Origin of the sequence: Amycolatopsis sp. NPDC004169 (assembly GCF_040610315.1) — a bacterium.
Classification (GTDB): domain Bacteria; phylum Actinomycetota; class Actinomycetes; order Mycobacteriales; family Pseudonocardiaceae; genus Amycolatopsis.
This window is the reverse complement of record NZ_JBEXMD010000018.1, coordinates 118,016-139,153: the sequence shown is the minus strand read 5'-3', so window position 1 is coordinate 139,153 and position 21,138 is coordinate 118,016. Positions and strand designations below refer to the sequence as shown.

Below are 21,138 nucleotides of genomic sequence, written 5' to 3'. Positions count from 1 at the left end.
CTCCCGCTCGCGCAGAGCGTCGCTCGCAACCGAGAGCACTGCTCACCCCAGTGGCCGACACCCGCTCCGCTTCGAGAGCACTGCTCACGCCACCGTTGCACACCACCCTGGCTTGAGAGCACCGCTCACCCCAGCGGCGCACGTCCGCTCTGAGACGAGAGCACTGCCCTCAGTTGCGCGTGAGCGGCGCTCGGAAGCGAGAGCACTGCTCTCATCCACCCCACGTGCAGCGCTCACGACCGAGAGCAGTGCTCACCCCGCGCCGTGCCGCTCGAGGTCTTCGGGCGTGTCGATGTCGTCCGCTTCCCCACGCTCCGCCGGGACCTCGGTGATCGTCAAGCCGCCGAGGACCCGGCGCAGGGCCGCGTTGTCCACCTCCACCGGCAGTGCCGCCCGCAGCGCTGCGGTTCGCCAAGCTCCCAGCAGCCACTGGCGTTTTCCCGCCGCGTCGATCAGGACCGCGCCGTCGCCTTCGCCGATTGCCGTCACCAGCCTGTCCACTGTAGACCTTCGAACACCCGGGAGGTCGGCGGCCAGCAGCGCGACCGCTTCGACGTCGTCGGGCACGAACACCAGCCCCGCCGCCAACGCGGCCACCGGGCCGGTGCCCGGCACCGGTTCGCGGGTCCACACGACGTCGAAACCGGGCCGGCGCGGGCCGACCGCGATCACCCGTTCGGCGCCCTCCAGGGCGTGGATCGCGCGGGCGAGCAACGGCTTCCCGCCCACCGACAGGGCGGGCTTGTCCACACCGGACAACCTGCGGGCCGAGCCTCCGGCCACCACGATCCCCGCGTAGCGCATCCGGGGAATCTAGCGGCCCAGCACGAGGTAGGTGAAGCCCAGCACGCCGCGGTAGTCGCGGACGTATTCGCGCAACCGCCGGTCGAGCCAATCGCGCACCGCGGCCGCGCGGGGGTCGGCCGGGTGCGCCGCCAGCCACTCCGCCCAGCCGGCGCGGGAGGTCGACTCGAAGTCGTCCCATTCCAGCTGGTCGGCCGTGCTCAGGTGCAGCACGCGCCAGCCGGCGGCGGCCGCGGCGTCGAGCAGGTCGGGCAGGGTCAGCAGGTCCGGGCCGAAGATCTCGCGCGCCGCCGGGTTCGGTGGTGCCGCCCAGAAACCGTCGCCGTAGAGCAGGCGCCCGGACAGCCGCACGGCGCGGGTGAGCGCGGCCAGCGCGTCCTTCGTCGAGCCGAAGACGTGGGCCGACCCGATGCAGAACACGCGCTCGGCGGGCACGTCCCAGGCCGCGGCGTCCGCTTCGGCGAACTCGACGGTGAGCCCGCGCGACGCGGCCGCCGCCCGGCCGCGGTCGAGGCCGGTCCGGTCGGTGTCGACGCCGGTGGCGCGCAGGCCGGGGGCCCGGGCCGCCGCCCGCAGCAGGAGCTCGCCCCAGCCGCAGCCGAGGTCGACCAGGTGGCCGTCGTCCAGGGCCATCCGGTCGAGCAGCAGCTCGGCGTGCGGCTCCGACAGGGGCGTGTTCCAGCGCATCCGGGTGCGCCGCAGCGCGTTCAGTTCGTCGTCCACGCCGCCGATCCTGTCGGCGGCCCCAGGCCGTCGTCGAGCGGATTTCAGCCGATCAAGCGGGTCGCGTACGGCATGATCCCGCCGTACCGCACCGGCGCGATCCGGACCCGCAGGCCGGACTGCGGCGCCTCGACCATCTGCCCGCCGCCGAGGTACAGCGCGACGTGGTGGATGCCGCCCGGGCCGCCCCAGAACAGCAGGTCGCCGCGGCGCATCTGGGACAGCGGCACCCGGCGGCCCGCCGAGTACTGGTAGCCGCTGTAGTGCGGCAGCGAGCGGACGCCGGCGAAGGCGTAGATCATCAGGCCGGAGCAGTCGAAGCCGATCTTGTTGTAGTCGCCGTAGCGGTCGGCGACGCCGCCGTCGCGGATGCCGCGGGTCGGACCGCTGGCGTTGCCGCCGCCCCACGCGTACGGCATCCCCAGCTTGGACAGCGCCCGCGCGATCGCCGCCTCGACGGACGATCCGGCCGGGCCGGACGGCGCCGGGCCGCCCGAGGGACGGCCGCCGCCCCCGGACGCGGCGAGCGCGGCCTGCCGGGCGCGTTCCTCGTCTTCGCGCTGCTTCTGCGCGAGCCAGTCCTGGTAGCGCTGCCGCTGGCCCTGCAGGCCGCTGACCTTGGCCTGGGCGGCGTAGAGCTGCTGTTCGACGTCGGTCTTGTTCTTCTCCAGCTGCGCGTTCTGCGTGGCCTGGCTGTCCTGGGCCTGCTCGGCGGTCGTCCGGGCGGCGTCGGCGCTGCTCTTCGCCCGGCGGGCCGCGTCCTGCTTCTGCTGGGCGATCTCGGCGGCCTTGCGGGCCGCGGCGTCCTTGTTGGACTTCTCGGTCTGCGCCTGCTCGAGCCGGTCGAGGGCGTTGAGCCGGTCGCCGCCGACGGCGTCGAGCAGCTGCGCGCGGGCGAGCATGTCCTTGGGGCTGTCCGCGCTGAGGTAGGCCGAGAGCGAGCCGACCGTGCTGCCCTGCTGGAAGCTCGCCGCGGCGAACGACTTCAGGTCCGCGCGGGCCTTCTCGATGGCCGCCGAGGCCGCGTCCGCTTCGCCGCGTGCGGCCTTCGCGTCGTTCTCCGCGCGCGTCGCGTCGTCCTGCGCGGTCTGCAGGTCCACCAGCGCCTTGTTGGCCTGCTCCTGCTTGAGCTCGACGTCGTCCTGCAGCTGGGTCAGCTTCTGCTCGGCCTGGGCCAGCTGGCTGGTCAGCCGGCCGACTTCGCCTGCCTTCGCGTTCGCGTCGGCCTTGCCGGCCTGGATCTCGGAGTCACTGGGGTTGGGCGGCGGCGGGGGCGCCGCAAGGCCCGTGCCGCCGGCGCCGAACAAGATCGCCAACGTGAGCGTGCTCACGCTGAGTCCCCGGCGGACGCGCGGCACCCCCGGACCCCCGCACCGTCCAAACAAGACCGCCACCTCCGCTCACCAGCGCACACCCCGCGTCACTGCAGTCACACCACTATCACAAGCATCAGCGGAAACTTACACAACGTAGGCACCAATTCCCCTCATTGAGGGACCCCAGCGGTGCCGGCTTTCCGAATGGCGCAGCCCACACCGCGTGTCGTCTTGTCCGTTAAACAGGACACGCGTACTGTTTGAGGCACCGCGAGGTGTGGCATCCCGATTCCGGTCCTACGGTGGGGGTGCGCAAGACTCGCCACCACCGAACCCGACCGAACTGACCCGGGACTCGACCGCCGCACCGGCGCGGAAGTCCACGCCACTGGAGTTAGACGTGACCGCACCTGCCAGCAAGGACAGCTTCGGCGCCAAAGACACGTTGAAGGTGGGAGACGCCTCGTACGAGGTGTTCCGCCTGAACAAGGTCGAGGGCGCCGAGCGCCTGCCGTACAGCCTGAAGATCCTGCTCGAGAACCTGCTGCGCACCGAGGACGGCGCGAACATCACCGCCGACCACATCCGCGCGCTCGGCTCGTGGGACCCGAACGCCGACCCGTCGATCGAGATCCAGTTCACGCCGGCCCGCGTGATCATGCAGGACTTCACCGGCGTGCCGTGCGTCGTCGACCTCGCCACCATGCGCGAAGCGGTCACCGACCTGGGCGGCGACCCCGACAAGGTCAACCCGCTCGCCCCGGCCGAGCTGGTCATCGACCACTCGGTGATCATCGACGTCTTCGGCCGCGCCGACGCCTTCGAGCGCAACGTCGAGATCGAGTACGAGCGCAACCGCGAGCGCTACCAGTTCCTGCGCTGGGGCCAGGGCGCCTTCGACGAGTTCAAGGTCGTCCCGCCGGGCACCGGCATCGTGCACCAGGTCAACATCGAGCACCTCGCGCGCACGGTGATGTCCCGGGGCGGGCAGGCCTACCCCGACTCCTGCGTCGGCACCGACTCGCACACCACCATGGTCAACGGCCTGGGCGTGCTGGGCTGGGGCGTCGGCGGCATCGAGGCCGAGGCGGCCATGCTGGGCCAGCCGGTGTCGATGCTCATCCCCCGCGTCGTCGGCTTCAAGCTGACCGGCGAGATCCCGGCCGGCGTCACCGCGACCGACGTCGTGCTCACCATCACCGAGATGCTGCGCAAGCACGGCGTGGTCGGCAAGTTCGTCGAGTTCTACGGCGAGAGCGTCGCCGAGGTGCCGCTGGCCAACCGCGCCACCATCGGCAACATGAGCCCGGAGTTCGGCTCCACCGCGGCGATCTTCCCGATCGACGACGAGACCGTCCGCTACCTCAAGCTCACCGGCCGCTCGCCCGAGCAGGTCGCGCTGGTCGAGGCCTACGCCAAGGAGCAGGGCCTCTGGCACGACCCGTCGCGCGAGGCCGCCTACTCCGAGTACCTCGAGCTGGACCTGTCGACGGTCGTGCCGTCGATCGCCGGCCCGAAGCGCCCGCAGGACCGCATCGAGCTGTCGGACGCGAAGTCGTCGTTCCGCAAGTCGATCCACGACTACGTCAACGGTGAGCAGGAGACCCCGCACACCAAGGTCGACGAGGCCGTCGAGGAGACCTTCCCGGCGTCCGACCCGGCCGCGCTGACGTTCGCGGACGAGGACGCCGTCGACCTGCAGTCGGCGGCCAACGGCGGCAGCGGCCGCCCGTCCAAGCCGGTCAAGGTCTCCAGCGAAGACCGCGGCGAGTTCATCCTCGACCACGGCGCCGTGGTGATCGCCTCGATCACCTCGTGCACCAACACCTCGAACCCGTCGGTCATGCTCGGCGCCGCGCTGCTCGCGCGCAACGCGGTCGAGAAGGGCCTGTCGGTCAAGCCGTGGGTGAAGACGTCGATGGCGCCGGGCTCGCAGGTCGTCACCGACTACTACACCAAGGCCAACCTGTGGCCGTACCTGGAGAAGCTGGGCTACCACCTGGTCGGCTACGGCTGCACCACCTGCATCGGCAACTCCGGCCCGCTCTCGGACGAGATCTCCGCGGCGATCCAGGAGAACGACCTCACCGCGGTCTCGGTGCTCTCGGGCAACCGGAACTTCGAAGGCCGGATCAACCCCGACGTGAAGATGAACTACCTCGCGTCGCCGCCGCTGGTCATCGCCTACGCGCTGGCCGGCACGATGGACTTCGACTTCGCGAACCAGCCGCTGGGCCAGGACACCGACGGTAACGACGTCTTCCTCAAGGACATCTGGCCGACGTCCAAGGAGATCCAGGAGACCATCGACCACGCGATCACGCAGGAGATGTTCACCAAGGACTACGCGGACGTCTTCGACGGCGGCGAGCGCTGGAAGTCGCTGCCCACCCCGGAGGGCAAGACCTTCGAGTGGGACCTCGAGTCCACCTACGTGCGGAAGCCGCCGTACTTCGAGGGCATGACGCCGGAGCCGTCGGCGGTCACCGACATCACCGGCGCGCGCGTGCTGGCCAAGCTGGGCGACTCGGTCACCACCGACCACATCTCCCCCGCCGGCGCGATCAAGCCGGGCACCCCGGCCGCGCAGTACCTGACCGAGCACGGCGTGGAGAAGAAGGACTTCAACTCCTACGGCTCGCGGCGCGGCAATCACGAAGTGATGATCCGCGGCACGTTCGCGAACATCCGGCTGCGCAACCAGCTCCTCGACGACGTGCAGGGCGGCTACACCCGCGACTTCACGCAGGAGGGCGCGCCGCAGGCGTTCATCTACGACGCGGCGCAGAACTACGCGGCGCAGGGCACCCCGCTGGTCGTGCTGGGCGGCAAGGAGTACGGCTCCGGTTCGTCGCGTGACTGGGCCGCCAAGGGCACGTCGCTGCTGGGCGTGCGCGCGGTGATCACCGAGTCGTTCGAGCGCATCCACCGTTCGAACCTGATCGGCATGGGCGTCATCCCGCTGCAGTTCCCGCAGGGCGAGTCGGCTTCGTCGCTCGGCCTCGACGGCACGGAGACGTTCGACATCACCGGCATCACCAAGCTGAACGACGGCGAGACCCCGCGCACGGTGCACGTCACGGCCACCAAGGCGGACGGCACCAAGGTGGAGTTCGACGCGGACGTCCGCATCGACACCCCGGGTGAGGCGGACTACTACCGCAACGGCGGCATCCTGCAGTACGTGCTGCGGAAGATGACGCAGGCGTAAGGGTTCCGGTATTCCGGAGGGCCTCCCCGCTCGGCTGAGCGGGGAGGCCCTTCCTCATGCGGGGACGGCCACCCAGCGCACGCTCGACACCGACGGCTCCAGCGACAGCCGCGACACCGCGGCCTCCATCTGGGCGTCGTCGCGCTGGTCGCCGACCAGCTCGGCGCGGACCTCGACGGTGCGGTTCTCCAGGTCCGTGCTCAGCACCGACAGCAGCCGGAAGTCCGTGCGGGTCAGGGCCTGCACCAGCAGGGCCCGCACGTGGGCTTCGGCCTCGTCGCGGGTCACCGCCTGGAACTCGTACCGCGCCGGTGTCTCGTCACCCGCCTCCGGACGGCGGTCGACGACGCGGCCCAGCGGCCGCAGCACGACGTTCACCCCGACCACGACCGCGGTCCCGGCCACCGCGACCGCGTACAGGCCCGCCCCGGCCAGGGCGCCGACCGCGGCCGAGCACCACAGCGTTGCCGCCGTGTTGAGGCCGCGCACGTTGAGGCCGTCGCGGAGGATCACTCCGGCGCCGAGGAACCCGATGCCCGACACGATCTGGGCCGCCACCCGGGTCGGGTCGGCGTCGCCGCTGGAAGCCAGCCCGCCGAAGCCGTGGGCCGACAGCAGCACGAACAGCGTCGCACCCACCGCGACCAGTGCGTTGGTGCGCAGCCCGGCCATCCGGGCGCGGAACTGGCGCTCGATCCCGATGACGGCACCCAGGCCGACGCCGGTGCCCACGCGCAGCAGCATTTCGAAGATGGTCATTCCGGCTCTTTTCCGGCGTGCGCGCACTGCCGGACAGGGGGCGGCCGAACTCAGCCCCGCCGGAAACCTCCGGTGAGCGCGCGCCCGGCCGTCCGAGGACTGTCCGCTGGCATGTGCCGCTCACCTCGCTTCCCGTGTTCGTCGATGATCAACTCCGCCAGCGTAGCCGGTCCCGCGGCCCGGGGAAGGGCCGCGGGACCGGGCTCACACTCAGAACGGCTGGACGTTCGGCTGGAACACCTGCCCGTTCGACGGCACCTTCAGGTCGGTCAGGTAGTCCGCCACGGCCTGGTCGACACCGAGGGCGTCACCGAGGATGCAGTGGCCGAACGCGTCGACCGACAGCAGCCGGCTGTTGCCGAGCTCGGCCGCCATCCGCTGGGCGAACTTGTACTGCGTGGCCGGGTCGTAGAAGTTGCCGACCACGACCACCGGGACGTCGGTCTTGGCCCGCCACGGGCCGCGGTAGGCGTCCGGCTTCTTCGCCGGCCACACCGGGCAGGCCGCGGTGTCCGAGAACACCTGGTACCGGCCGAAGGTCCGCGACTCGCGCTCCCACTTCGCGGCGATGTCCGGCACCTGCTCCTGCCTGATCCGGAACGGCTTGTCCGAGCAGTTGACGGCGAAGTAGGAGTCGTCGCTGGTGTAAGGGCTGTCCGGCCTCAGGTCGGCCAGGCCCCGATGACCGGTGGCGAGCGCCTTCAGCGGCCGGGGCTGCAGCGACTGCGCCTGCGCCGACGGGTGGATCGCGGTGTAGTACGTCTGCAGCCAATCGGCCAGGGCGGCGAACGCACCCGGGCTGTAGAGGACGCTCGAAACCGTGCCGGTGAACCCGCTGATGTCGAGCGAGCCGCCGCCGGGGAGGGTGATCGGCTGCTTGCGCAGGTACTCGCGCAGCTCGTCGAACTTCGCGCGCGGGTTGCCGTCGCTGAACGCGCACTTGTCGCCCACCTGGTCACAGCGCTTCAGGAAGCCGTCCAGCGCGATCTCGAAGCCCTGCGCGCGCTCGCGGTCGTACTCCACGCCGTCGCTGGTGCGCAGCTCCGGGTCGACGTTGCCGTCGATCACGATCGCCCGCGACTGCTTCGGGAACATCGCCGCGTACGTCGAGCCGATCAGCGTCCCGTAGGAGAAGCCGACGTAGTTCAGCTTCCGGTCGCCGACCGCCGCGCGCAGCGTGTCGAGGTCGCGGACGACGTCCTTGGTGGACATGTGGTTCAGCAGCGCGCCGGCGTTGTTCTTGCAGAACCGGCCGTAGTCGCGGTAACTGGCGAGCGTGCCCGAGATTTCGGCGCGCGAAATCGGCACGCCGATCTGGGCGGCGAAGACCTCGTCCGCGTCCTCCTGGGTGGTGAAGCAGCGCAGCGGGTTGCTGTCACCGACCCCGCGCGGGTCGAAGCCGATCAGGTCGAAGCGGTCGAGCACCTGCGGCCGGAAGATCGCCTCGCCGGCGATCGGCAGGGTCAGGCCCGGGCCGCCGGGGCCACCCGGGTTGAGGAACAGCGACCCGACCCGCTGGCCGGGCGTGCGGGCGGCCCGCTTGAGCAGCGCGATGTCGATGGTGCCCAGCGACGCGTTGTCGTGGTCGATCGGCACGCGGTAGCGCGCGCAGCTGTAGAACCCGACCTGGTCGGCGGGCACGCCGGCGAGGACGTCACTCGCGCAGGTGCCCCAGGCCACGGCCGGGGTCGCGCCGACGGCGGCGGGCCGGACGGCCGCGTCTTCGGCCGCGGCGGCGGTCCCGGACGGCCCGGCCAGCCCCACGCCGGCCACGAGCGCCCCCACCAGTGCGAACGCTAGCACCCGGCTCTGAGTGGATCTCGGCAAGACGTCTCCTCCCTCAGGGTCACGCAGTCGCCGCGCGCGCACGGCGTCACGGCGCGTTACCCGGGTGAGACTGGCACAAAGCGGTGAATCCCGGCACCGGCCGATCGGATGGTCAGGGCCTATCGACCCACCCGCGCGAGGACGAAAACCGGCAACGGCCGCGCCGCCTCGCGCTGCTCCATCGCATACCCCGGCCAGAAGTCCAGCAGCTCGCTCCACATCCGGTCGTACTCCTCGCCGTCCAGCTCCCGGGCGACGACTTCGACCGGCTTCCCGGCCAGCGCGACCTGGCACTTCGGGTTCGCCCGCAGGTTGAGCGCCCACGCCGGGTCGTGGGGGCGGCCCCAGTTGGACGCGGTCAGCACGAAGCCGTCGCCACGCGGGTAGTAGAGCAGGTTGGTGCTGCGGGGCAGCCCGCTCTTGCGGCCGGTCGTGGTCAGCCGCAGCGACGGCAGCCCGGCGAGCGCCACGAGGCTCACCCGGCCGCCGAACGCCTTGTGCAGTTTCGTGTCCGCCCAGACCACGAACCGGGCGGTGCGCATCAGCCACGGTTTGGTGCCGGCGGCCCGGGCGAGGGCCCGGAGAGGATTAGCCACGCACGGATTTTGCCAGGCTCACCCCGAACCGCTGCTGGGAGTCGGTCCACCAGTGCTCGAGCGCGAAGCCGGCCGCGGCCAGCTCGGCCTCGACACCGCCGGGGCGGAACTTGGCCGAGATCTCGGTCCGGACGTGCTCCCCCGCGGCGAAGGTCACCGTGAGGTCCGCGCCGGAGATCTCGACGGTCAGGTCCCGCCGGGCGCGCAGCCGCATCTCGATCCACTCGTTTTCGGCGTCCCAGTACGAGACGTGCTCGAACTCGTCGAGGTCGAAGTTCGCGCCGAGCCGGGCGTTGATCACCCGCAGCACGTTCTTGTCGAACTCCGCTGTCACGCCGGCCGCGTCGTCGTAGGCGCGTTCGAGGATGGCGGCGTCCTTGACCAGGTCGGTGCCGAGCAGCAGCCACTCCCCCTCGTCCAGGACCTCCCGCACGGACCGCAGGAAGGTCGCGCGTTCGGCGGGCAGGAAGTTGCCGATCGTGCCGCCGAGGAAGGCGACCACCCGCGGCTGCCCGTCCGGCAGCAGGTCCAGGTGCTGGGTGAAGTCGCCGACGACCCCGCGGACCGCCAGCCCCGGGTAGTCCTTCGAGATCGCCTCGGCCGCCTCGGCCAGCGCGGATTCGGAGACGTCGAGCGGGACGAACGCCTCCAGGGTGCCGTGGCCGGTGAGGGCGTCGAGCAGCAGCCGGGTCTTCTCGCTGGATCCCGAGCCGAGTTCGACGAGCGTGTGCGCCTCGGTGAGCTTCGCGACGTCGCCGGCGTGCGCGGCCAGCACTTCGCGCTCGCTGCGGGTCGGGTAGTACTCCGGCAGCTGGGTGATCTTCTCGAACAGCTCGCTGCCGTCGGCGTCGTAGAACCACTTGGGCGGCAGCCACTTCTGCGCCGCGGTCAGCCCGGCGACGACGTCGGCGCGCAGCTCCGCGGTGACGGCGTCGCCGGAGCGGTGGTGGTCGAGATCGACTTCGGTCATGAGAGCTCCTGGGTCAGGGGAAGCAGGTCGACGCCGGCCGCGGTGGCGCGCACGGCGTGGTGGTCTGGGACGGGCCGCCAGCGCGGGTCACCGTCGAAGGGTTCGGACGCCAGCCACACGTTGCTTCCGGGGGTTCCGGGTGGCGGAGCCCCCGGCCCGGGGCGAAGCCCCGGCACAACACTGCCGGCCGGGGTCTCCAGCACGGACAGCGCGTGCGTCCAAGTGGTGCCGATGAGGGTCGAGCCGTCGGTGAGCAGGAAGTTCAGCCGCGAGCCGGGCGCGGCCGCCTCGACGGCGAGGGTCAGCTCCGCCACCGCCGTCAGCGGATCCTCGCCCGTGGCCAGCCGGGCCCGCAGCAGCGCCCACAGCACCACCGAGTCGGTGGGTGCCTCCAGCGTGAGCAGCTCGGTGACCGGCAGGGTCTTGGCCAGTTCGGCCAGCGAGTCCGGGTAGCCGCGGACGACGCCGTTGTGGCTGAACAGCCAGGGCCCGGCGGTGAACGGCGCCGCGGCCGCCTCGGTCACCGGCAGGCCGGTGGTGCCGTTGCGGATGGCGGCGACGAACGCGCCCGTGGTCACCGCCGCGGCCAGCGGCGGCAGCGTCTCGTCCGTCCACAGTGGAGTCGACCGGCGGTGGCGCAGCGGCGGCGAGCCCGGGCCGGGGTACCAGCCCAGCCCGAACCCGTCGGCGTTGACCGAGCCGCCGCCGCGCATGTCCGCCGGCGCGTAGGACTGCACCAGCAGCGCGTGCGGGGCGCGGAAGAGCGCCTCGGCGGGCGAGACGGGCCCGCCGAGGTAGCCGATGTGGCGGCACATGCGCCTACCCCACCTCGCCGGGGGCCGCGTCGCGGGCGGTGCGGAAGCCGGCGAAGATCTGCCGCCGGATCGGGTAGTCCCAGTTGCGGAAGGTGCCCCGGATGGCCGCCGCGTCGGTGCCGAACGACCCGCCGCGCAGCACCTTGTACTCCGGCCCGAAGAAGACCTCCGAGTACTCCCGGTACGGGAAGGGCGCGAAGCCCGGGTAGCCGTGGAAGTCGGTCGACGTCCACTCCCAGACGTCCCCGATCAGCTGGTGCACGCCGGTCGGCGACGCGCCGGCCGGGTACGCCCCCGCCGGCGCCGGGCGCAGGTGCCGCTGGCCGAGGTTGGCGTGCTCGGCCGTCGGTTCGTCGTCACCCCACGGGAACCGGCGCGACCGGCCGGTCGCCGGGTCGAACCGGGCCGCCTTCTCCCACTCGGCCTCGGTCGGCAGCCGCCGCCCGGCCCAGGCCGCGTACGCCTCGGCTTCGTAGTAGGAGACGTGCACGACCGGCTCGTCGGCCGGGACGCGCTCGTAGCCGCCGAACCGGGTCCGCCACCAGCCGTCCTGCTCCCGCTTCCAGAACCGCGGCGCGGTGATGGAGTTCTCGGTCCGGTAGGCCCAGCCCGCCGGGCTCCACCACTGCTCGTCGTCGTAGCCGCCGCCGTCGAGGAACTCGGCGTACGCACCAGCCGTCACCGGGACCGTGTCCATCCAGAACGCGTCGACGGCGATCTCGTGCGCCGGGCGCTCGTTGTCCAGCGCCCACGGCTCGGCCGACGTGCCCATCGTGAACGCCCCGCCCGGCACCAGCACCTCGGACGGCAGCGCGCCGGACCGCGCGGGCGGCGGCTCGGGCGCGTGCAGCACCGGGTCGCCCTTGCGCAGCTGGTGGGTGGCCAGCATCGTCTCGTCGTGCTGCTGCTCGTGCTGGGTGATCATGCCGAACGCGAACGCCTGCTCGGTCAGCCGCCGCCCCTCCAGGGGCGCGTGCTCCAGCACGTCGAACGCCTTCTCGCGGACCTGCTTGACGTACGCGCGTGCCTCGGCCGGGCCCAGCAGGGGCAGCTCCGGCCGGTCGGCGCGGGCGTGCTGGAAGGCGTCGTAGATGTCGTCGATGTCCGGGCGCAGCGGCTCCCGGCCGCCGACGTCGCGGACCAGCCACAGCTCCTCCTGGACGCCGATGTGCGCCAGGTCCCAGACCAGCGGCGACATCAGCTTCGAATGCTGGCGGACCAGGTCTTCGTCGTCGACCGCGTCGGTCAGCGCGATGCTGCGCGCCCGGGCCCGCGTCAAGGCCTCCGCCGCGCGGGCGCGCAGGTCCTGTGCGCTCAGGTCGTGCAGTGCTTCCGTGCTCATGCTTCGCTCCTCGATCGGTACGCGCGCCCCAGCACGCTCTCGCTGATCTCGGTGATCGTCTCCGCCGCCAGCCCGGTCGCGCCCAGCTCGGCGCACCCGAGGTCGGCCAGTGCCGCGGCCGCGGCCGCCAGTTCCGGGTCGGCCAGGCCGCGGTGCGCCGCGGTGGTCCACCGGTCCGCCACCGGTGCGCAGAGCTCGCGCACCTTGTCCACTGTGGACGGGCGGGCCAGCAGCGCGCACACCAGCGCGACCGGGGCCAGCCACTCGTCCGGCGGTTGCGCGTCGAGGTACCGGATCTCCAGGTACCCCTGCGGGCGGACCGGGGTGAACATCGTGGTCAGGTGGTAGTCGAGGTCCGCCTCCGTCGGCCGCGGCAGCAGCGCCGCCGCGCCCCGGCCGTCGATCCAGTCGGCGAACGTCAGCCCGTCGGGGGCGTCCCACGGCCGGTCGCCGCGGGGCAGCACCATCAGGGGGACGTCCATCAGGCGCCCGGCCCACGCCCGCGCCGGGTCGCCGCCCGCCACGGCGGCCGTGCGCGTGCGCACCGCTTCCGTGTCGTGCACCGCCAGCCAGCGGGCCGAGGCGTGCCCGGTGTCGCGGCCGGCGTGGATGCGGGAGTTGGCGAACAGGGCGAGCAGCGGCGGGCCCATCGCGTGCGCGGCCGCCCACCGCGCGGCGTAGTGCTCCGGCTCCCCCGCGTCGACGCAGACCTGCAGGCCGGCGGTGCTGCACATCATGGTCAGCCCGCCGGGGCCGATCGGCGCGAACCGGCGTTCCATCGCCGCGTACCGCGGGGTGTGCAGGAGGCGGCGGGGCGCGCGGTGGCCGTCGATGCCCGATTCGCCGAGGACGAGGCCGTGGCGGGCGAGGCGGTCACGCAGGTGGTGGAGGTCGGCCGTGACGACTGCGGCGAGTTCGCGCAGGGAGGCCTGGGGAAGAGCGGAAATCTCGACCTGGCACCCGGGTTCGAGGCTCACGGGCGAGCCGGCCGGGAGGGGTGCGGCGGGGCTGCCGGGGCGGAGCGTCCGCGGGGTGTGCGGACCCAGCGCCGCGGCGAGGACGTCGGGATCGAGGGGTCTGGCCGGGTCGTCGGCATGGTGCACGGTGAACTCCAGCTCCACGCCGGTCAGGCGGGGTGGCCCGTGCTTGAAACACACCGATGCGACGTACGCCTCGCCGGCCGCGCGGTCCGCCAGGACCCGCGCGGTGCGGTTCGACGCACTACCCGACTTTTCGGGAAAATCGTGCACCGTGGACACCTCAGTCATGTCCGTTCCTGTTCCGGGTAGGGGAACTTCTCGCCTTCGGACGCTACACGCGGGGTACGACAAAATCAGGGCGGATCTTGCGGTGCGGGAGGTGTTCACCACCCTGTAAGAAGTCCCTGATCAGGGCAAAGCGGGTTCGGTGCCGAGTCCGAGCTCGGCCGCGGAAGCCCGCACGGCGTCGATCACCAGGTGCAGCGCGGGCCGCCGGAACGCGGTGCGCCGGTAGGCGATCGACACCGTCCGCAGCAGCGGCGTGGTGAGCGTGACGACGTCGATCCCGGGCGGCCGCAGCAGCCGCAGGCCCAGGTCGGACACGAGGGTGATGCCGAGCCCGGCGCCCACCATCGCCATCGCCGTCGACTGCTCCTCGACCTCGTGGTTGATCTTCGGCGCGAAGCCGTGGCGCTGGCAGGCGGTGCGCATCGCGCGGCCGAAGTGCGACTTGGGGCTGGCCAGGATCCACGGGTGCTCGGCCAGCTCGTCCAGCGACGCCGCACCCGAGGGCACCGCACCCCGCGGCACCGCGGCGTGCAGCCGTTCGACGGCCACGACCGCGCGTTCCAGCCCGGCGTCCCACGGCGTCGGCGCGTCGGAGTAGTCGATGACGAACGAAAGGTCGAGGCGGCCGTCCCGGACCGCTTCGGCGGTGTCTTCGGGTGCCAGCTCGCGGGTGCGCACCTCGATGCCCGGGTGCTCGCCGGCCAGCGCGGTCAGCGCCGTCGGCAGCAACCCGGAGGCCACCGACGCCCAGACCCCGGCGGTCAGCCGGACCGTGCGGTCCTCCTGGGCCTCCTCGAGGGCGAGCGTGGCGCGCTCGACCGAGCCGAGGATCTCTTCGGCGTGCTCGGTGAGCAGGGTGCCGAGCTCGGTCAGCTGGACACGCCGGCCGAGCCGTTCGAACAGCTTCGCACCCACGTCCCGTTCGAGCTGCGCAAGCTGCTGCGACACCGCCGAAGCGGTGTAGTGCAGTGCCGCGGCCGCCGCCGTGACGGTGCCCCGGCGGTGCAGCTCGCGCAGCATCCGCAAGCGGTGCAACGAAAGCTCCATACACAAAACTTAAACGAGATCGTGCAGCAGCGTTAAATGGACGGGCGGGCCACCGGGGGCGCACGCTCGTGGTGGCGGTCACGAGGCCGCCCCCGGACTTCCCTGGAGGTGAGTGGCCTGATGACCCCCGCCCCGCCACTGATGCGGCTCACGTGGACCGATCCCGTCACCGGCGCGCCCGGCTACCTGGTCGTGCACAGCCTGGTCTCGGGGGTCGCCACCGGCGGCACCCGAATGCGGGCCGGCTGCACGATGTCCGAGGTCGAAGACCTCGCGCGGGGCATGGCCAACAAGACCGCCACCTTCAACCTGCCGGTCGGCGGGGCCAAGGGCGGGATCGACTTCGACCCCAAGGACCCGCGCGCGTTCGACGTGCTCAAGCGCTTCTGCGCGTTCCTGCGGCCGTGGCTGGACGCGCACTGGGTGACCGCGGAGGACCTCGGCGTGCCGCAGCACCTGATCGACTCCGTGTTCGCCGAGCTCGGGCTGGAGCAGTCGTACCACGCGGCGATCCGCCGTTCGGCCGACCCGGCGCGCACCCTGCGCCGGGTGCAGGCGGGCCTCAACGCGCCGGTGCCCGGCGGGCTGCTACTCGGCGACGTCGTCGGCGGCTACGGCGTGGCGCAGGCGTGCCTGGGCGTCGCGGCGGCGTGGGACTGGGACGTGCGCGAGACGACGGTGGCCATCCAGGGCATCGGCACCATGGGCGGCGGCGCGGCCTGGTACCTGCACGAAGCCGGGGTCAAGGTGGTCGCGGTGGCCGACGCCGCGGGCACCCTGTACGACCCGGCAGGCCTCGACGTCCCGGCGCTGCTGGAGCTGCGCGACCGGTTCGGGGAGGTCGACCGGTCCCGGCTGCCCGCCGGCGTGCGGTCGCTGCCGCGGGAGACGATCGTCGGGATCGACGCGGACATCTTCGTGCCGGCCGCGATCTCCTACGCGCTGCGGCCGGACAACGAGAGCGCGGTCAAGGCCAAGGTGGTCGTCGAAGCGGCCAACGCCGCGACCACCCCGGAAGCGGAGGCCGCGCTGTCGGCCCGCGGGATCGCGGTGGTGCCGGACTTCGTCGCCAACGCGGGCGCGGCGGCCTGGGCGTGGTGGCTGCTGCTGGGCGAGGTCGGCGCGGACCCGGCCGACTCGTTCCTGCGGCTGCGCACCGAAATGCAGGCGAAGATCGCCCTGCTGCTGGCCGAGTGGAACATGGACCGGCTCCCCCTGCGCCTCACCGGGCTCCGGCTGGCCGAGACCAACCGCGCCCGGCGCGCCGAAGCCGCGCTCGCCCCGGAAGGCGAGCCGGGGCTGCTCATCCCCTGAGCGCGAAGCGGTCGGTCGCGCCGATCAGGACGTCCTGCATCGACGCGGCCGACACCGTGTGCCCGACGTCGTCCAGCATGACCAGCTCGCTGCCCGGCCACGCGTGGTGCAGCAGCCAGGGCGTGCCGACCAGGTTGCTCGTGTCGAGCACGCCCTGCGCCAGCACCGCGGGGATGCCCGCGAGCTTGCCTGCCTCGCGCAGGATCTCGCCGTCCGGGAGGAACGCGCGGTTGCTGAAGTAGTGCGTGACGAGCCGGGCGAAGCAGAGCCGGTAGGCCGGGTCCTCGAAGTCGTCGTGCGGCGGGACACCGGGGAGCATCGCGTCTTCCCAGGCGCACCACCCTTCGGCCGCCTTGTGGTGCACTGCGGGGTCCGGGTCCATCAGGAGGCGGTGGTAGGCCGCGGACAGGTCGCCGTCGCGCTCGCTTTCCGGGACGCCTTCGCGGAACCGGGCGAAGCCCTCCGGGAAGTAGGCGCCGAGGCCGCGGATGAGCAGCTCGATCTCGAGGTACCGGTCGGTCGCCAAGCCCATCAGCACGATTTCGCTGACGCGCTCGGTGTGGCGCAGCGCGTAGGCCAGGCTGAGCACCGAGCCCCAGGAACCGCCGAACAGCAGCCACTTTTCGATGCCGAGGTGGGTGCGGAGGCGTTCGAAGTCGGCCACCAGGTGGTCGGTGGTGTTGGCGGACAGGTCGGCGACCGGGGCACCGGCGTGCGGGGTGCTGCGGCCGCAGCCGCGCTGGTCGGCCAGCACGATCCGGTAGCGCGCGGGGTCGAAGAACCGGCGGACGCTCGCCGAGCAGCCGGAGCCGGGGCCGCCGTGCACGACGAGCGCCGGCTTGCCGTCGGGGTTCCCGCAGGTCTCCCAGTACATCGCGTGGCCGTCGCCGACGTCGAGCAGGCCGTGGTCGTACGGTTCGATCTCGGGGTACAGCATCGGCGCGTCCTTTCGGCGAGAAATGCAACAGCGCTGTCACATTAGCGCGGCGGACCGCCCGACGCACCGGTTTTCCGGGTCAGACCAGGGTGCCGGCCAGCTCGGCGAGCGTGCCGGCCAGCTCCTGCGGGCCGGCCGGGCCGATGTGGATGACGGCGTCGTCGCCGGCGCCGGTGGTGTAGCTGAGGTAGCGGCCCCAGTCCGTGTCGGCGTAGTGCAGCGGCTGCTGCAGGCAGGTGTGCCGGCCGACGTCGTCCCGACGGCCGACGTAGAGCTCCCCGCTGCCGGAGACCGGGCGCTGCACGAGGCTGACGACGTCGGCGATGGCCGGGGCGAGCGGGTAGGCGGCCTGCCCGCGGCGGGCCGCCTCGGTCAGGTCCGCCACCCGGACGGTCCGCGGGTGTCCCCCGCCGGGCCCGACCGGCGGCAGCTGCTCGACGAGCGACTCGGCCAGCCGGTTCCGGTCGATCTCCTGCACACCGACGTGCGTGCCGTCGGAAACGGCCAGGACCGCCTGCAGCCCCTTCGCGGCGGCGAGCACCCCGTAGGTCTGGCCGCCGGTGCCGACCCAGCCGTAGCACTCCCGCGTGGGGCTGACCAGCAGCGGAAGCCAGTCGAGGAAGTCGACGCTGGCCCGCCCGCGGGCGTCGACCAGGCCGGCCTCGGCGAGCGCGGCGTCGACCCGCTTGCCGGCCTCCTCGCGCTCGACGTCCGAGAGCCACAGCGGCTCCGGGCGCAGGGTGAGGTGGAGCTGGCCGACCTGCTCGCGGTCGGCCAGCGCGGCCAGCGCCTCGACCGGAAGGTCCACCCGGCCTGTACCCACGTCCACCCGCCTATTCGCCGATGACCGGCGGACTGGTCCGCTGGTCGGTGCCGAAGATCGCGTCCGGGTCCGCTTCGATCAGGAAGTCCGGCCGCTGGTGCTCCTCATCCTCGTCCCCCTCGCCGCGGCGGCCACCGGGGCCCATGGGCCCCATCTGCCCACCCCGGCCGGAAGCAGCCGACCTCGCCGCCGCGGCCTCCGCGGCGGCGGCGTTGCCGAGGCTGCCCATGCCGGAGCCGCGGCCGGAGCCGAGGCCACGTTCGCCCGGGTTGCTGCCGGTGCCGGATCCGGTGCCGGTCCCTGTGCCGGTTCCGGTACCTGTGCCGGTGCCGCCTCGGCCGGTCGGGTCCAGGAGGCGGCTGCCGGCGTTGCTGTTGGGGCCGCGCCCGCCGGTGCTGGAGTTCGGGTCGTTCGGGTTGGGGTAGTTCGGGCCGTAGTTCGGGCCGCCGCCGGTGTTCGTGGGGTAGAAGTCGATGCCCCCGGTGTTCGGAGGGGTCTTGCCGGGCTGGTCGGTCTGGCCGGGCCGGGTCGGGATGGTGGGGACGGTCGGGCGGCCGGAGCCGGTGGTGTGGGTGTCGTCGCCGCCGGTGCCGCCGGTGCCGCCCGTTCCTCCGGTGCCGCCCGTTCCTCCGGTGCCGCCGGTGCCTCCCGTGCCGCCGGTCCCGCCGGTGCCTCCGGTGCCGCCTGTGCCGCCGGGCTTGTCACCGCCGCCGGTCTGCCCGGGGTCGAAGCCGGTGGTCGAGGTGCGGTCGTCGCCCCCGGAGTCGCTGCCGGGGTGCCCGGGCAGCGACTTGCCGCTGTTGGTCGGCTCGACGTGCCCGGGCGAGTTCGGCGTCTGGACGGAGATGGCCGCACCGTCGGACTCGAGGACGCCGTAGTCGGTCGGGAGCACCGCCCGGTTGCTGGTGGTGCTGTTGCTGTACTGGTCCATGACGCGGACGTTGGTCTCGTTGGCGGCGTTGTACCGCGCCATGCCTTCTTGGTAGTTGTCGATGTCATCCTTCGCCATGAACGGCCCGGCGATCGGGATGGCTGCCTTCAGGCCGGTGGTCCACGGGTTCGGTTTGTCGGGCTTCGGCGGCACCTCGACGACGGTGTTGCTCGAATTCTCGAAGACGGCAGCCTGGGTGTTCACCGAAGCCCGGGTCGCGTCCAGCGGCTGCGAACTGTCGAAGAAGGCCCGCTCCATCGGCCCGGCGCCCGCGTTCGCGGCGTCCGCGGCGTCCCCGCTCCACGAGTTCACCATGCGCGCCTGGAGCGCTTTGATGCTCGCGCCGCGCTCCAGGTAGGCGTCGGACAGCTCCTGGACGGTCTGTGCCATCTGCTGGAGGGCAGTGGTGTCGCCTTGTCTGAAGTTGTCGTAGATCTGCTTGCCGTCCACTCGTCAAGCCCCCTTGAGTGTCTTGATCATCGCCGCGGCAATCCGGGCGGCAGTGCCGCAGGAGTCGTCCGCGCCTTGGTAGCCCTGCGCGTACACGTCGGCCGCGAGGTCGTCGGCGATGCCCACGCCGAGGCCGCACGTACCCGTCGACCGTTCGTCCGAGAGGCCGTAGTAGATCGCCGGGTAGCCGTCGACGTCCGGAGCCGGCTCGAGGAACCTGATGAACGTCCGTTGCTTGTACCCGGCGTACAGGCCGGCCAGCCCACCCGCACCGCGGTCGCGGTTGGCGGTACCGAGGGTCAGCAGCACGCCGATCCCTTCGCCCTTGATCTTCCAGGAGCAGGACGGCCCGGCCTTGGTCCTGGAATCGTTGCCCGCCGGCCGGGTTTCACCCGGCACGGGGAGACGCAACGGGGTGAGCACGTCGGCGGGAACCAGCCCACAAGGATCGGTGGCGTACTTGCTCGCGTCGAGCGGAGCTGAGACCTTCGGAACTTCCGGATCCCCCGACGAAGAGCCGGACGGCGTCGAGGCGGTCGCCGAGGGTGACGCGGTGCCGTCTTTCGTCGTGGTGCAGCCGGCCAGCGCACCCACCGAAAAGACCACAAGGGCCGCGAAGGTACCCAGTTTGCGTCGGAACAAGATCGGTTCGCCTATGCCTTGAAGGTGTCGGACAGGTCCTGGTCGGTCACCACAGTCTTGGACTGGGCTTCCTTGAGCTTCTTGACGTACTCCTGCGCGTACTTGCGCATCGAGTCGTTCTGCTTCAGCAGAGCAAGGGCCGAGTCCGAACTCGTCGTCGCGTAGCCGCCGCTCGCCGGGTCCTTGCCGGGCGCTTCCGCGCTCAGGGCCACGATGTCCTGGATCTTCTGGTTGTCGTCGACGATCTTGTCCAGCAGGTCTTCCCACTGGCCGATCACCGCGGACAGCTCGGCGGGGTCCATCTTGAACTGGCCACCCTTGCCACCGCCGCCGTAAACACGGCCCGGGGTGTCGAAGACGTCTCCCCAGAGGGCCCTCGCCGCCGCTCCGGCCTCACCGATGATCACGCCGCACCTTCCCCTCAGCTCACCCACCGTGATGGGGCAAACCTTAGCCAACCGTCTCACTCCGTGTCAGCGAAACGCCGCAACCTTCAGACGGTGGGGTCACCCGCGTGGTTCCCGGCACTCCCGGTCACAGTACGTACGTACGGATTGCGAGATCCCGGTCCGCGATGCCAGGATTTCAGGATGCCACGCGTAAGCCAGGATCACCTCGACGCACGCCGGCGCCAGATCCTCGACGGCTCGCGCGTCTGCTTCGCGCGCTACGGCTACGAAGGTGCCACAGTCCGGCGCCTCGAGGAAGCCACCGGGCTCTCGCGCGGGGCCATCTTCCACCACTTCCGCGACAAGGAGTCGCTCTTCCTCGCCCTCGCCGAGGACGATGCGCTCCGGATGGCCGACGTCGTCGCCGAACAGGGCCTCGTCCAGGTCATGCGTGACCTGCTCGCGGGGGGTGACCACCCCGCCGACTGGCTCGGGACGCGGCTGGAGGTCTCGCGGCGGCTGCGCACCGATCCCGAGTTCCGCGGGCGGTGGGCCGAGCGCTCCGAACAGCTCACCACCGCCACCCGGCTGCGGCTGCTGCGCCAGCGGGAAGCCGGGAACCTGCGCGACGACGTCGACGTCGACGTGCTCACCGCCTTCCTCGAGCTCGTCCTCGAGGGCCTCGTCTCGCACCTGGCCATGGGCCTGCCCGCCTCGGGGCTGGGGCCGGTGCTCGATCTCGTCGAAGAAACCGTGCGACGGCACCGGCCCGGCGGCGGATGAGCGCTCCGACACACCCGGGATGCCAGCGGCGGACGCAAAAGACACGTTAAGCTGGTCCCCATATCCGCAGTACACGCCGATTTCTTGCTAGGAGTGACCGTTTCGTGCGCGCAGCGCAGTCACCCGGTGACAGTACCGGGCCGGGTGACCGACCCGGCTGTCCGATAGGTTCGTCCCCCGCCACCGAGGCG

At 72.0% G+C, this 21,138-nt stretch carries 19 protein-coding genes; 3 read left to right on the top strand and 16 right to left on the bottom strand.

Annotated elements, in window-relative coordinates; all coding sequences use genetic code 11:
• Positions 1–252: 252 nt before the first annotated feature.
• The 3 genes from ABZX11_RS24605 to ABZX11_RS24595 are packed head-to-tail and all read right to left on the bottom strand — an operon-like array spanning position 253 to position 2,885.
• Entirely contained in the window at positions 253–804 is a 552-nt protein-coding gene (locus ABZX11_RS24605) for a molybdenum cofactor guanylyltransferase (RefSeq protein WP_354916727.1), read from the bottom strand.
• 9 nt (positions 805–813) lie between these two features.
• Complete coding sequence (locus ABZX11_RS24600; RefSeq protein ID WP_354916725.1) at positions 814–1,527, bottom strand: class I SAM-dependent methyltransferase; 714 nt, start codon at positions 1,525–1,527, stop codon at positions 814–816.
• Positions 1,528–1,571: 44 nt separating this feature from the next.
• Positions 1,572–2,885: an NlpC/P60 family protein gene (locus ABZX11_RS24595; protein WP_354916721.1), complete on the bottom strand. Its 1,314-nt coding sequence runs from the start codon at positions 2,883–2,885 to the stop codon at positions 1,572–1,574.
• 358 nt (positions 2,886–3,243) lie between these two features.
• Between ABZX11_RS24595 and acnA the strand changes: the two genes are divergently transcribed.
• The gene (gene acnA, locus ABZX11_RS24590) at positions 3,244–6,054 is read left to right on the top strand and encodes an aconitate hydratase AcnA (RefSeq protein WP_176169437.1); all 2,811 of its coding nucleotides are present in this window, start codon (positions 3,244–3,246) and stop codon (positions 6,052–6,054) included.
• A gap of 54 nt (positions 6,055–6,108) precedes the next feature.
• On the opposite strand, the gene ABZX11_RS24585 is transcribed toward acnA, so the two are convergent.
• From ABZX11_RS24585 to ABZX11_RS24550, 8 genes are all read right to left on the bottom strand, one after another.
• Positions 6,109–6,813 (bottom strand): MgtC/SapB family protein, encoded by a 705-nt coding sequence (locus tag ABZX11_RS24585; protein WP_176169436.1) that lies wholly within the window; start codon positions 6,811–6,813, stop codon positions 6,109–6,111.
• Positions 6,814–7,023: 210 nt separating this feature from the next.
• A complete protein-coding gene (locus tag ABZX11_RS24580; RefSeq protein ID WP_354916812.1) occupies positions 7,024–8,616 on the bottom strand; it encodes an alpha/beta hydrolase in 1,593 nt (530 codons plus the stop codon).
• A gap of 143 nt (positions 8,617–8,759) precedes the next feature.
• Positions 8,760–9,182, bottom strand: coding sequence for a nitroreductase family deazaflavin-dependent oxidoreductase (locus ABZX11_RS24575; RefSeq protein WP_354916810.1), 423 nt, complete (start codon positions 9,180–9,182; stop codon positions 8,760–8,762).
• 46 nt (positions 9,183–9,228) lie between these two features.
• The gene (egtD, locus tag ABZX11_RS24570) at positions 9,229–10,206 is read right to left on the bottom strand and encodes an L-histidine N(alpha)-methyltransferase (protein WP_354916717.1); all 978 of its coding nucleotides are present in this window, start codon (positions 10,204–10,206) and stop codon (positions 9,229–9,231) included.
• Entirely contained in the window at positions 10,203–11,021 is an 819-nt protein-coding gene (gene egtC, locus ABZX11_RS24565; RefSeq protein WP_176169434.1) for an ergothioneine biosynthesis protein EgtC, read from the bottom strand. The genes egtD and egtC overlap by 4 nt, the downstream gene beginning before the upstream one ends.
• A 4-nt stretch (positions 11,022–11,025) precedes the next feature.
• The gene (gene egtB / locus ABZX11_RS24560; protein WP_354916714.1) at positions 11,026–12,363 is read right to left on the bottom strand and encodes an ergothioneine biosynthesis protein EgtB; all 1,338 of its coding nucleotides are present in this window, start codon (positions 12,361–12,363) and stop codon (positions 11,026–11,028) included.
• Positions 12,360–13,622 (bottom strand): glutamate-cysteine ligase family protein, encoded by a 1,263-nt coding sequence (locus tag ABZX11_RS24555; protein ID WP_354916807.1) that lies wholly within the window; start codon positions 13,620–13,622, stop codon positions 12,360–12,362. The genes egtB and ABZX11_RS24555 overlap by 4 nt, the downstream gene beginning before the upstream one ends.
• Positions 13,623–13,751: 129 nt before the next feature.
• On the bottom strand, positions 13,752–14,678 hold the full coding sequence (locus ABZX11_RS24550; protein ID WP_176169432.1) for a LysR family transcriptional regulator: 927 nt from the start codon (positions 14,676–14,678) through the stop codon (positions 13,752–13,754).
• A gap of 120 nt (positions 14,679–14,798) precedes the next feature.
• On the opposite strand from ABZX11_RS24550, the gene ABZX11_RS24545 reads away from it, so the two are divergent.
• Entirely contained in the window at positions 14,799–15,992 is a 1,194-nt protein-coding gene (locus ABZX11_RS24545) for a Glu/Leu/Phe/Val dehydrogenase dimerization domain-containing protein (protein WP_354916711.1), read from the top strand.
• Here ABZX11_RS24545 and pip read toward each other — a convergent pair.
• The 5 genes from pip to ABZX11_RS24520 all read right to left on the bottom strand — a co-directional run bounded on the left by pip (position 15,982) and on the right by ABZX11_RS24520 (position 20,182).
• Complete coding sequence (gene pip, locus ABZX11_RS24540; RefSeq protein WP_354916708.1) at positions 15,982–16,929, bottom strand: prolyl aminopeptidase; 948 nt, start codon at positions 16,927–16,929, stop codon at positions 15,982–15,984. The two genes, ABZX11_RS24545 and pip, sit on opposite strands and share 11 nt — an antisense overlap.
• A 79-nt stretch (positions 16,930–17,008) precedes the next feature.
• Positions 17,009–17,737 (bottom strand): ESX secretion-associated protein EspG, encoded by a 729-nt coding sequence (locus ABZX11_RS24535; protein ID WP_354916705.1) that lies wholly within the window; start codon positions 17,735–17,737, stop codon positions 17,009–17,011.
• A 25-nt stretch (positions 17,738–17,762) separates the two neighbouring features.
• Positions 17,763–19,073, bottom strand: a complete 1,311-nt coding sequence (locus ABZX11_RS24530) for a hypothetical protein (protein WP_354916702.1) — start codon at positions 19,071–19,073, stop codon at positions 17,763–17,765.
• Between the two features lie 63 nt (positions 19,074–19,136).
• Entirely contained in the window at positions 19,137–19,739 is a 603-nt protein-coding gene (locus ABZX11_RS24525) for a DUF3558 domain-containing protein (protein ID WP_354916699.1), read from the bottom strand.
• A 47-nt stretch (positions 19,740–19,786) separates the two neighbouring features.
• A complete protein-coding gene (locus tag ABZX11_RS24520) occupies positions 19,787–20,182 on the bottom strand; it encodes a hypothetical protein (protein WP_354916696.1) in 396 nt (131 codons plus the stop codon).
• A 183-nt stretch (positions 20,183–20,365) separates the two neighbouring features.
• On the opposite strand from ABZX11_RS24520, the gene ABZX11_RS24515 reads away from it, so the two are divergent.
• Positions 20,366–20,947 carry a TetR/AcrR family transcriptional regulator gene (locus ABZX11_RS24515; RefSeq protein ID WP_176169425.1) on the top strand — a complete coding sequence of 194 codons (582 nt, stop codon included), beginning with the start codon at positions 20,366–20,368 and terminating at the stop codon, positions 20,945–20,947.
• Positions 20,948–21,138 lie beyond the last annotated feature (191 nt).